The sequence below is a fragment of the Bacteroides xylanisolvens genome, assembly GCF_018289135.1.
Lineage (GTDB): Bacteria > Bacteroidota > Bacteroidia > Bacteroidales > Bacteroidaceae > Bacteroides > Bacteroides xylanisolvens.
Genome location: NZ_CP072216.1, coordinates 2331171 through 2343549, shown reverse-complemented (window position 1 = coordinate 2343549; position 12379 = coordinate 2331171). Strand labels below are relative to the sequence as shown.

The following is a 12379-nucleotide window of genomic DNA, read 5'->3' as shown; positions in this document are numbered from 1 at the left end:
ATGAATGAATTATTTAACGTAAAAGGCAAAGTAGTTGTTATCACCGGCGGAGCTGGTATTTTAGGTAAAGGTATTGCTGCGTATCTCGCAAAGGAAGGCGCAAAAGTGGTTGTGCTCGACAGAAGTGAAGAAGCTGGAAAAGCATTGGTAGACAGTATCAAAGCAGAAGGAAATGAAGCAATGTTCCTTTACACTGATGTGATGGATAAGGAAGTGCTGGAAGGTAACAAAGTGGAAATAATGAAGGCTTATGGCCGTATTGATGTTTTGTTGAACGCTGCTGGAGGTAACATGGCAGGTGCAACTATCGCTCCGGACAAAACGTTCTTCGATTTACAGATTGACGCATTTAAGAAAGTGGTGGATTTGAACCTTTTCGGTACCGTATTGCCTACGATGGTATTTGCTGAAATTATGGTAGAACAGAAGAAAGGTTCTATTGTAAACTTCTGCTCTGAATCAGCTCTTCGTCCATTGACTCGTGTCGTTGGTTATGGTGCAGCTAAAGCAGCTATTGCTAACTTTACTAAATACATGGCTGGTGAACTGGCATTGAAATTCGGTAACGGTCTGCGTGTAAATGCGATCGCTCCGGGATTCTTCCTGACCGATCAGAACCGTGCGTTATTGACTAATCCGGATGGCTCTCTGACTGATCGTTCAAAAACAATTCTCGCTCATACTCCATTCAACCGTTTCGGTGAACCGGAAGATCTTTATGGAACCATCCATTATTTGATTAGCGATGCTTCCAACTTCGTAACAGGTACAGTAGCTGTAATCGATGGTGGATTTGATGCATTCTCAATTTAATAAATGGAGAATTGAGAATTAAAAATTGAGAATTGGCTGCGTAGCATCCGTATGCCGACTCTCAACTTTTAATTTTCAACTTTGATTTCTTAATTCTCAATTTTTAATTCTTAATTTAATAACAATATGTATTTATGTGAACAAACTTGGCGCTGGTATGGTCCTAACGACCCCGTTAGCTTGTGGGATATTAAGCAGGCAGGCGCTACCGGTATAGTAAATGCTCTTCATCACATTCCGAATGGTGAAGTGTGGACAGTAGAAGAGATCATGAAACGTAAACAAATGATTGAAGAAGTAGGTCTGACATGGTCTGTGGTAGAAAGTGTACCTGTACACGAACATATCAAGACACAGACTGGTGACTTCATGAAATACATTGAAAACTATAAGGAAAGTATCCGTAATCTGGCGAAGTGTGGCGTAATGGTAGTTACTTATAACTTTATGCCCGTACTGGACTGGACACGTACTGACCTTGCCTATACAATGCCTGATGGCTCTAAAGCTCTTCGTTTCGAAAAGGCGGCTTTTGTAGCCTTTGATCTTTTCATCCTGAAACGTCCGAACGCAGAAAAAGATTATACTCCTGAAGAAATAGCTAAAGCAAAAGCTCGTTTCGAACAAATGAGTGAAGATGATAAGAAACTGTTGGTTCGCAATATGATTGCCGGACTTCCAGGCTCGGAAGAAAGTTTCACTGTAGAACAATTCCAGCAGGCATTAGACCGTTATAATGATATTGACGCTGAAAAGCTCCGTTCCAACTTGATTTTCTTCTTAAAAGAAATTGCGCCTGTTGCCGATGAAGTAGGCGTGAAGCTGGTTATTCACCCGGATGATCCTCCTTACACTATTTTAGGTTTGCCACGCATTTTGAGTACGGAAGAAGATTTCAAAAAACTGATTGAAGCCGTGCCTAACGAATCCAATGGCCTTTGCTTGTGTACAGGTTCTTTCGGAGTGCGTGCCGACAATGACCTTGCAGGCATGATGGAACGTTTCGGTGATCGTGTAAACTTTGTTCACCTGCGTAGTACACAGCGTGACGAAGAAGGCAACTTCTATGAAGCTAACCACTTGGAAGGAAATGTAGATATGTACGGCGTAATGAAAGCTCTTATTCTTTTGCAACAACGTCGTAAATGCTCTATCGCTATGCGTCCCGACCACGGACATCAAATGATTGATGACTTGAAAAAGAAGACAAATCCGGGATATTCTTGTCTGGGACGTCTTCGCGGACTGGCAGAACTTCGCGGCTTGGAAATGGGTATCGCTAAGTCTATCCTTTAGTTGAAGTTTTAATTAGCACTTTATTATAAAAACACTATGACTATTATTGATCGTGATAATAGTTGTAGTGTTTTTTATTTATTCTTTTTCACTTGTTGAGGGATAAGTGAGGCGAATAAGTCTCCAACATGCGTATCTTTATCGGCTTTTTTTGCTTTCTTCGGTTTGGGAGGATCGGGGATAATAAGCAAAGCTATTTGTGCACAAGCTTCTGCGTCAGCAAGTGCGTGGTGGTGATTCTCTAAATTATATCCGCACCGTTCTGCTACCGTATGCAATTGATGATTGGGCAGATCTTTTCCGAAAACTTTTCTGGAAGTACGGCAGGTACAATAAAATTTGTAATTAGGATAAGTCATGTCATACAATTCGTGAACTGCCCGAAGACAACCTTCATCAAAAGGACTATTGTGTGCAACAAGTGGCAATCCATCTATCAACGGTTTGATTTCAGCCCATACATCAGGAAAATCTTCGGCTTCCATCGTATCGTCATAAGTTAATCCGTGGATAGCCGTTGTCCATTGCGTATAATAATTAGGAGCAGGACGAATGAGACGATAGATTTTATTCACGATCTTACCGTCTTTTACAATGACAACACCTACACTACAAACACTTGTACGTTTACCATTGGCTGTTTCAAAGTCGATGGCTGCAAAGTTCCTCATTTATTTCCTTGTTTTAGAGAAACAAAGATAATACAAAAAAGGGTCATGCAAAATATAGAAATAGGATTGATAACCAGGAAATTTATTGATTTTAATGAAAATGAATGTTTTTAATGGATGTTTTCAGTGAAATACCTTTCTTGTTGTGAAAATTATGCTATTTTTGCCAAACATAAACAAAAAAGCATGAACAAAACCTACTTCAAATATAAATACGTTTTAATATTCATTCTTTCATTGCTTGTTTTTATAGGTGGACTAAATTACAAACACTGGTATGTTACTGACAATTTGATGGTAAAGCGTATTTCCCTGATTTACTCCATATCTAAAGATGATATTGGCAACAGAAATATAGAAAAGTTGTTGTATCAGGAGTTTCAGAAACAAGGGATAGAGGTAATGTTTGATAAGTTTTATTTTGATTGTAGCAAATATGATGAGAAAGAGCGGATAGAACATGTAAGGGAATATCTTGAATTTCTAGAAAGTAAATCGACAGACCTTATTCTGACCGTTGGTGACCAGGCAACTAATTCTTTATTATCTACCCGTCACCGGTTATTATCTTCTATTCCTGTGGTAGCTTGTAATGTGCATTTTCCCAATGAAGAACTGATTGAAGAATACGATTCGCAGAAAGTTTATGTATTGCGTGATAGTCCCGATCTGAAACGTAATATCGACTTTATAAAAACATTGTATCCCCATAATGATATGGAGATTATTTATAATATAGATCTGACCTTTCTTGGACATAAATCTTTCGATAGCCTTTCCCGAGTGGTTGACAGGAAGAATGTGAGAGTTTTGGGCTATCAAAAAGCATTTGTGCAAGAGTGTGATTATAAGCATTTGACGGAGATGATTGAATATTTTAATCTGACCCCCGGTTTGATAAATGATAATGTTAACAAGAATGGTCTGACAATAAGTCTTTGCCCCTTTCGTTATATAAAAGGATCTTCTTTGTTAGTAATGTTGAAACAATCAAAGAGAAGACAACAAAATCAAGCGTTTTTACTGGATAAATTAGATATGCTGGCAATTCCGATAGTAACAGCTTTAAATATTCCTTCTTTTAGTTGTATTCGTGAAGGTTTCGGTGAAAATGCTAAGATTGTCGGCGGTTATATGGCTACAGAGGGTATTACGGCGAAGGCTTCCGCTAGCCTTGCTGCACGCTTATTAAAGAAAGAAAAAATAGGAATGCCTAAAATAAGAGATTTAGAAAAAGAGTATGTACTGGACTGGACATATTTTTCTGAATATGCGGGTGATATTAGTAATGTTCCGCAAAATGTCCGTATAATCAACTATCCGTTTTACGATTGTTATCGAAAAGAACTTTATTTGTTGGGTGGGTTGTTTGTTTTCTCTTTTATTTTGGTAACCATTAGTTTGTTACGTACACATCGCCGTTCGTTGATGGAGCGTAAGAATCTTCAAATGCTGGAAGAAGCGCATAAACGATTGACTCTTTCTATGAATGGCGGGAAAATTTCACTTTGGAATATTCAGGAAGGTGTTCTTGAATTTGATGATAATTATGTACGATTGGTTGGCATGGAACAACGGAGATTTACAAAAGAGGATATTATGAGATATACCCATCCTGATGATGTACAATTGCTTAGCTCATTCTACGAAACATTATATCAGTCTCCCAGTATGCAAATACAACGAATACGTTTTTGTTTTGGAGGGAAAGAGGCAGATTATCAATGGTATGAACTTCGATGCAGTACCTTGAAAGATGCCCAGGGGGAGATTATGTTGGCAGGCATTATGCAGAATATTCAAAACTTGGTAGAGCATGAACAACAGTTGATTCTAGCGAAACAGATAGCAGAAAAAGCAGAGCTGAAACAGTCGTTTCTAAATAATATGAGTCATGAAATCCGTACACCGCTCAATGCTATTGTAGGTTTCACAAATTTATTAATAGGTGAGGGGGCTGATGAAATAGAACCGGAAGAGAAAGCTGCTATGATTGAAATAGTCAATAATAATAATGAGTTACTTTTGAAACTGGTGAATGACGTATTAGAAATATCTCGTTTAGATTCAGGCAACTTATCCTTTGATATAAAGGAACATAACATTACGAAAATAATAAAGGAGATTTATGTCACTTACCAAACATTGATTCAGCCTTCATTATGCTTTATCCTTGAACTTGATGAAACAGTTTCCTTACCCGTTAACATCGACTGCTTCCGTTTTACTCAAGTCATCTCTAATTTTCTGAATAATGCAAATAAATTTACCAAAGAAGGAACTATTACTTTGGGGTGCAAAATATATAAAGAGCATCAGGAAGTTTGCGTTTACGTAAAAGATACTGGCAAAGGGATTGACGATAAAGAACTAATGATGATTTTTGATCGCTTTTACAAGACTGATGAATTTGAGCAGGGGAGTGGTTTGGGACTTTCCATTTGTAAAGTGATTATTGAACGACTGGCTGGACGTATAGAAGTGCATTCAGAAGTAGGAAAAGGAAGTTGTTTCTCCGTTATTTTGTCTTTGGCAAATATAATTTAGTACAATAAACAGAAGGTATTTAAAAGAAAAAAGCAAATAATGAAAGGTAAGTTCAAACCCTGGCAGAGGTGGGTACTATTCGCTCTTGCAATGGCTGTTATTTTTGCATCGGGAGTAATTATTTCATTCCTGATGGAACACAGCGCAGAGGTTGTAAATGTAGACTATAAGAAAAAGATAAAAATAAACGGAATAGAAGCACGCAGCATTATTTTTGCTGAAAACTATCCACGTGAATATAAGATGTGGGTGGATACGACATCGACCGATTTGCACAGTAGATTAAATGGAAGAACTTCTATCGATGTTTTAGCGCAACGTCCTGAAATGGTCATATTATGGGCTGGATATGCTTTTTCTAAGGATTATTCAACACCGCGCGGGCATATGTACGCTTTACAGGATATTGTTCATTCACTTCGTACTGGTGCGCCTATGGGGGATGCTGACGGTCCTCAATTTGCAAGTTGCTGGGTGTGTAAAAGTTCTGATGTTCCCCGTATGATAGAAGCTATTGGGGTAGATTCCTTTTATAATAATAAGTGGGCTGCATGGGGAGCCGAAATTGTAAACCCTATAGGATGTGCCGATTGTCATGAACCTAAAAACATGGATTTGCATATCAGCCGTCCGTCGCTCACTGAAGCTTTTAGCCGTCAAGGTAGAGATATCACTCATGCTACTCCACAGGAAATGCGTTCATTGGTCTGTGCACAGTGTCATTCGGAGTATTATTTCAAGGGGAATATAAAATATCCTACTTTTCCTTGGGATAAGGGCTTCACTGTTGAAGATTTAGAAAAGTATTATGATGAAATCGGATTTACTGATTATATTCATAAATTGAGCCGTGCCCCTATATTAAAGGCTCAACATCCTGATTATGAAATTTTCAAGATGGGCATACACGCCCAGCGTGGTGTGTCGTGCGCTGACTGTCACATGCCTTACAATGATGAAGGAGGGATAAAATATAGCGATCACCATATTCAGAATCCGTTAGTAGTGACTGAACGCACTTGTCAGACTTGTCATCGTGATAATAAAGAGACGCTCTGTAAAAATGTATACGAACGTCAGCAAAAGGCAAATGAGTTGCGTACACTTTTAGAAAAGGAGTTGGCAAAAGCACATATCGAAGCGAAGTTTACTTGGGATATAGGAGCTACAGAAAATGAAATGCAAGAAGCCTTGCTGTTAATTCGTCAGGCACAGTGGAGATGGGATTTCGGCGTATCTTCTCATGGCGGTTCTTTTCATGCCCCGCAGGAAACCATGCGTATTTTGGGGCATGGCTTAAATAAAGTATTCCAAGCTCGTATGCTTATCAGCAAAGTGCTTGTAGCGCATGGGTATACAGATAATGTACCACTTCCGGATATTACAACGAAAGAAAAAGTACAGCAATATATTGGTTTGGATATGGCTGTTGAAAAGGCGGACAAAGATAAATTTCTCAAAGAAATTGTCCCTGAATGGCTTCAAAAGGCAAAGGCAAACGGGCGTATTGTGAATTAGAATTTATTTTCACTATATTTGCCTACAATATAAATCCAATAAGATTATGTCAACAAAAACAATGAAAGAGAAAGCAACCGAGTTGTTGCAGAGGTGTGAAGTGGTAGTGCTTGCTTCTGTAAATAAAGAGGGATATCCCCGTCCTGTGCCGATGAGTAAGATTGCAACAGACGGAATTTCTACTATTTGGATGTCTACCGGAGCGGACTCATTAAAGACTATTGACTTTCTGGCAAACCCGAAAGCCGGATTATGTTTTCAGGATAAGGGAGACAGCGTAGCCTTAACGGGAACTGTGGAAGTGGTAACCGACGAGAAGATGAAACAAGAACTTTGGCAGGACTGGTTTATCGAACATTTTCCTGGAGGTCCTACCGATCCGGGCTATGTGCTGCTGAAATTTGAATCGAATCACGCAACTTATTGGATTGAAGGGACATTTATTCATAAGAAGCTGGACTAATCACTTCATACAGTTCTATTCCCGTGAGATCTGGAAATAAGAAGAGAGAAACATTCTTTCCTTTCGAAGAAGAATGTCTCTCTCTTTTTGATGATAGTTGGATAGATAGTATATCTATTCTTCGTGTTTCATTTAGAATTCGAACTTCTCCAGTTTCATTTCAGCTAATTCCTGAATGATACCTACGTACTTGCTGAAATGAGAAGATTTCTCGTGAGCTGCCAATACTTCAGCATTCTGCCATGTTTCACAAATCATGAAAACGTCGTGACGGGTACTGCTTTCGAAAGTATCATAAGCAATGCATCCTTCTTCCTTCAAAGAACAAGCAGTCAGTTCTTTAGCTGCCTCAATCGCTTTTTCGCGGTTTGTCTCGCTTACGCGGACGAAAACATTTAATCTAATCATAGTCTTTATTATTAAATGATTAAAAATAGCTTTATCACATCTTTGGTAATAAATCGCAGGCAAAGATACTATTTTTGTGCTTTTTCGGATACCTTGTTCTTTAAATTTCACCAAAACGTCATATAATCATAAAAAACGATTATATTTGCCCTTGAAATCAAAAAGCAACTATTTTGGGCGCAACTCTTAAATTTGTTCTGGCTTAATATTAGCCTCACGAACCACAGGCTAATTTCTTTCGTTTGAGTAATTCCACTCGAACCGGTTTTTCATTTTGTTATTTTTATTATTTACTGCATGGTTTCTCGAAACGTATGCGATATGAAAACGAATGGAAAATTTCGTAAGAAATAGTAAGCAGAACATAGAAAAAGAGATTGAAAGAATTGAGCGACAGCCGATTGCCCCACTAGATAAGATTAAGCAGATTATTGATGTCATACAGATGTCTCTTATTCTGTTGAAATCCGCCGTTGCCGAATACCAATTCCCGAATCCGAAAGAAGAAATTCTTTTCTTTAAGACCTGGAAACCACAGATTTCCGGGCTGTTGATGTTTTATGTCCGCTTGTATCAGATTGAAAAGAAGCGTATCGGCGAATCTCCGTCTTCCCAATGCAAATATCTGAAGTCGGAACTGGAGAACTTGAAAAAATACTTCCTGAATAATTCTTTCTATGATTATTACCGTACCGGCAGGACGGAACTCGACGAACAATATTTTGTCAGAAGAAACTATGATATTCTGGCAGACACCCGTTTCGGGTTGCTGGACAGGGATTCTTCTTTCACTACCCTGCATGATTCAAGTGTGGCTGAAATCATAGCCAACAATCGTTTAGCGGAATACCTGTCTGCTCAAATAGAGATATTATCAGAGGAACTTCATTTGAAATTCACTTCAATGGTAGAAAACCGGCTATTGCAGTGGACGGACAGCAAGGTCGCTTTGGTTGAGTTTATCTATGCCCTGTATGCGGGCAAATGCTTCAACAATGGAAATACCAGTTTAAAAGACATAGCCTTCTGCTGCGAGACTCTTTTCAATATTGAGATTGGAGACTTTTATCGCATATTCTTGGAAATCAGAAACCGGAAGAAGAGTCGGACGCAGTTTCTTGATAAGTTGAAAGATAAAATTATAAAGATGATGGATGAGCTGGACAAATAAATTTCATGTCGTCTTGTGACATCTTGTGAATTATACAAATGGCTAATATCCAACTTTGCGGAGAAAAAGATTTGATTCACAAAGAAAGATAATAGCTTTTGTATAATTATGGAAACAACATTTACATGGGAGATAAAGGTGAAGAATACTCCTTTATTGATTAAGAAATGCAGCCACTGTGAGAGTGATCGCTTTTATTGCAGTGATAAGTTCAGAATGAATGCACAGAAAAAGAACATTGATGTCTGGCTGATTTACAGATGCGTGAAGTGCGATAATACTTGTAATATAACTTTGCTGTCACGTACCAAACCGGACTTGATTGATAAAAAACTGTTTCATAGCTTTTCTATGAATGATAGAGAAGTGGCCTGGCAGTATGCTTTTTCAGCCGGAATGGCAAGTAAGAACAAGCTTCAAATAGACTACGATAGCGCTGAATATGAGGTGATAAGTAATATCTCCTTCGAAGATATTATGAATATGAACAACGCGATAATAAGTATTCTGATCGAATGTGATTTTGAATTGAACCTGAAATTATTATCATTGATAAAAAGATGTTTTTCTCTTTCCACTACCCGGTTGAAGCATTTGTTTGAAGAAGGAAATATTTCTTTGCTTTCCGGTAAGACGTCTCCAAAGTGTAAGGTAAAGAATGGAGATATAATTTTGATAGATCGAAAAAGCTTGATTGATATTTTGGAATAAGGTCGATTTTACAGTTTTTTTTAATAGCTTTGTGATATAATCATTCGGATGCTGTAAATGAGGTTGTACTATAAAATTAAAGATATGAAAAAGGTATTTTTATTAGCTTTTGTTTTGTTTGCATGGAGTATGGTTGTCAATGCTCAAGAAAGTGATGGGAAATATATTGAAGTGACAGGTTCTTCGGAGATTGAAGTCGTTCCGGATGAAATACATTTTCTGATTCAGATTAAGGAGTATTGGCAGGAAGAGTACACAGGTAAATCTAATAAAGAAGAAGATTTTCGGACAAAAGTGCCATTGGCTATGATTGAAAAGGATTTGCGTCGGAGTTTGCGCAAAATCGGAATAGCGGATGATGCTATCCGTACACAGGAAATAGGGGATTATTGGCGCCAGAGAGGAAAGGAATTTCTGATAGGTAAGCAATTGGATATCCAGTTGACCGATTTTGAGCAGATTAATTCCATTATCCGTTCTGTTAACACATGGGGAATTGAGTCCATGCGCATCGGAGAATTGAAGCATAAGGATTTGCCAATGTATCGGAAGCAAGGTAAGATTGAAGCATTGAAAGCTGCCCGTGAAAAAGCATCTTACTTGGTGGAAGCGATGGGACAGGAATTGGGTGAAGTGATCCGTATTGTAGAACCTGTTGATAATAATATAAGCCGTTATCTTCCTTTTCAGGCACAGAGCAATGTCAGCATGGGGACGGCTGCTACCGAACAGTACCGTGTCATCAAGTTGAGATATGAAATGACTGCCCGTTTTGCCATCAAATAAAAAATGCCTATCTTTGTGGCATGACTAAAAATAATAAATCGGATTTGGTTTGATAAACAATCTGTGTTTCTGACACAGGTTGTCCTTTCGTTTGCTCTCGGATGATTCCATTCGAGGGTGTTTTCTATGTTTTTATAAATTCAATTTTTAACTTGCGTACAATGGTGTGAAAAGCATTGTTATGCTTTTCAACGTGTGCGCTCTATATATTAAGATCATGAATAACGAAAATCAAACAATTCACAAATCCGACGATAACCTAACTATTTATGGTTGGAATGAGAAACTCAATCAGCTAAAACAAGAATCAATATATAGTGCCCTTGCTCATGGGCGTGTTTCCATTGTACACCGTACTTGCTACGAGGTAATTTCCGGAAACGGATTGTTTCAGTGTGAACTCACGGGAAATATGATGTATGGAAAATCGGATGATGAATTACCTTGTACAGGTGATTGGGTCATTTTTCAACCGTTCGATGAACATAAAGGGATTATAGTTGATAGTTTGCCTCGTGAGCGGACATTGTATCGCAAGAAAAGTGGCACGGTTGCTGATAAGCAGGCCATTGCTTCTTATGTCGATAAGGCATTTATTGTGCAGAGCCTTGATGATAATTTCAATGTTCACAGGGTAGAACGCTTTATGGTTCAGATAATGGAGGAAAATATCAGCTCTGTATTGGTTCTTAATAAAGCCGATTTAGATTTTGACAGACAGAGTGTTGAGGAACAAATAAAACATATCTCCAGTCAGATACCCGTATTTTTCACGAGTATTCATCAGCTCGAAACAATTGTCCGGTTACGGAAGTCCATATCGGAAGGCGAAACGGTTGTGTTTGTCGGTTCTTCGGGTGTCGGGAAAAGCTCTTTGGTGAATGCTCTTTGTGAAAAGCCGGTATTGCTCACATCTGATATAAGCCTGTCCACAGGAAAAGGCCGTCATACTTCGACCCGTCGTGAAATGGTATTGATGGACAGTTCGGGTGTTTTAATCGACACTCCGGGCGTCCGTGAATTTGGCTTGGCCATTGACAATCCCGATTCTCTTGCCGAAGTGTTGGAAATCTCTGACTATGCTGAATTGTGTCGCTTTAAAGATTGCAAACATATCAACGAACCGGGCTGTGCTGTTTTAGAAGCAGTCAACAGTGGTGTATTAGATTATAAAGTTTATGCGAGCTATCTGAAACTTCGCCGGGAAGCGTGGCACTTTTCTGCTTCCGAACATGAGAAACGCAAAAAAGAAAAATCATTTACCAAACTCGTGGAAGAAGTGAAGAACCGCAAGGCAAATCGTTGATCTCTATTGAGACGATGCAGGTATCTCCGGATGCCTGCATCGTGTTATACTAACTTAAGCTTATATCTATTGGGGATTTACATTTATGAAGAGTTTTTTTATTACTTATTGTCGTATCTGCCTGTAAAAAGCAGTTTCCCTTTCTGTGTATATTGTTTTACGAAATCACCTTTGTGGGAAGTGTACATATTTCTGTCATGTTCATATTGTTTCCATAAATCAAGTTTAAGCCGTTCATATTCTTTCGCAATAGCTGTATTTGCTTGAAGATAATCTCTGAAATACAATTCATCATTATCTCCCTCATAACATAAGTGTAGATGAAATACCCGTTCAGCAAATCCTTGTAATGTATAACCTTTATTGAAATCAATGCGACTGTCGTTCTCTGCCATGCAGATATAGCCGCATCTTTCAATTGTACCTTTCAAATTGACGACTTTTTCTTCTCTTGGGATTTCCACAAGTATATCTATGGTAGGCTTTGCCCAAATTTCTTTAATTGCTGTGCTACCTATATGGCTAATACGTTCAATACAGGGAAGTCTCTCTTTCAGCAACTCCGCTTCTTCCTTATACCAATCTGTCCAATAGTCTTGGTGTGCAGTCAGGGTTATGGGGAATAATTGCCAAAGCTCGTCTAATGATAATTCAGTTAATTTCTTTTGTTCCATATCATGTGGCAATTG

12 protein-coding genes are annotated in these 12379 nt (G+C 38.5%); 9 read left to right on the top strand and 3 right to left on the bottom strand.

Going from position 1 to position 12379, the window contains the following annotated elements; translation table 11 throughout:
• Together INE92_RS10115 and uxuA are read left to right on the top strand one after the other, a co-directional pair.
• Positions 1-813 (top strand): SDR family oxidoreductase, encoded by an 813-nt coding sequence (locus tag INE92_RS10115; protein ID WP_004304110.1) that lies wholly within the window; start codon positions 1-3, stop codon positions 811-813.
• A gap of 126 nt (positions 814-939) precedes the next feature.
• Entirely contained in the window at positions 940-2109 is a 1170-nt protein-coding gene (uxuA, locus tag INE92_RS10110) for a mannonate dehydratase (RefSeq protein WP_004313350.1), read from the top strand.
• 74 nt (positions 2110-2183) lie between these two features.
• Here uxuA and INE92_RS10105 read toward each other — a convergent pair whose 3' ends face one another.
• Positions 2184-2780 (bottom strand): 3'-5' exonuclease, encoded by a 597-nt coding sequence (locus INE92_RS10105; RefSeq protein WP_004313349.1) that lies wholly within the window; start codon positions 2778-2780, stop codon positions 2184-2186.
• 117 nt (positions 2781-2897) lie between these two features.
• On the opposite strand from INE92_RS10105, the gene INE92_RS10100 reads away from it, so the two are divergent.
• The 3 genes from INE92_RS10100 to INE92_RS10090 are packed head-to-tail and all read left to right on the top strand — an operon-like array spanning position 2898 to position 7308.
• Positions 2898-5327: a sensor histidine kinase gene (locus tag INE92_RS10100; RefSeq protein ID WP_081354142.1), complete on the top strand. Its 2430-nt coding sequence runs from the start codon at positions 2898-2900 to the stop codon at positions 5325-5327.
• 39 nt (positions 5328-5366) lie between these two features.
• Complete coding sequence (gene nrfA, locus INE92_RS10095; protein ID WP_195436003.1) at positions 5367-6845, top strand: ammonia-forming cytochrome c nitrite reductase; 1479 nt, start codon at positions 5367-5369, stop codon at positions 6843-6845.
• 46 nt (positions 6846-6891) lie between these two features.
• On the top strand, positions 6892-7308 hold the full coding sequence (locus tag INE92_RS10090) for a pyridoxamine 5'-phosphate oxidase family protein (RefSeq protein WP_009039881.1): 417 nt from the start codon (positions 6892-6894) through the stop codon (positions 7306-7308).
• A 132-nt stretch (positions 7309-7440) separates the two neighbouring features.
• On the opposite strand, the gene INE92_RS10085 is transcribed toward INE92_RS10090, so the two are convergent.
• Entirely contained in the window at positions 7441-7716 is a 276-nt protein-coding gene (locus tag INE92_RS10085) for a putative quinol monooxygenase (RefSeq protein ID WP_004313343.1), read from the bottom strand.
• Between the two features lie 331 nt (positions 7717-8047).
• On the opposite strand from INE92_RS10085, the gene INE92_RS10080 reads away from it, so the two are divergent.
• The 4 genes from INE92_RS10080 to rsgA all read left to right on the top strand — a co-directional run bounded on the left by INE92_RS10080 (position 8048) and on the right by rsgA (position 11690).
• A complete protein-coding gene (locus INE92_RS10080) occupies positions 8048-8887 on the top strand; it encodes an RteC domain-containing protein (RefSeq protein ID WP_049702480.1) in 840 nt (279 codons plus the stop codon).
• A 108-nt stretch (positions 8888-8995) separates the two neighbouring features.
• Positions 8996-9598 carry a DUF1062 domain-containing protein gene (locus INE92_RS10075; protein WP_009039880.1) on the top strand — a complete coding sequence of 201 codons (603 nt, stop codon included), beginning with the start codon at positions 8996-8998 and terminating at the stop codon, positions 9596-9598.
• Between the two features lie 84 nt (positions 9599-9682).
• Positions 9683-10384: an SIMPL domain-containing protein gene (locus INE92_RS10070; protein WP_008025605.1), complete on the top strand. Its 702-nt coding sequence runs from the start codon at positions 9683-9685 to the stop codon at positions 10382-10384.
• Positions 10385-10601: 217 nt separating this feature from the next.
• Positions 10602-11690, top strand: coding sequence for a ribosome small subunit-dependent GTPase A (rsgA, locus tag INE92_RS10065; RefSeq protein WP_195436002.1), 1089 nt, complete (start codon positions 10602-10604; stop codon positions 11688-11690).
• A 101-nt stretch (positions 11691-11791) separates the two neighbouring features.
• Here rsgA and INE92_RS10060 read toward each other — a convergent pair whose 3' ends face one another.
• The gene (locus INE92_RS10060) at positions 11792-12364 is read right to left on the bottom strand and encodes a GrpB family protein (RefSeq protein ID WP_009039877.1); all 573 of its coding nucleotides are present in this window, start codon (positions 12362-12364) and stop codon (positions 11792-11794) included.
• Positions 12365-12379 lie beyond the last annotated feature (15 nt).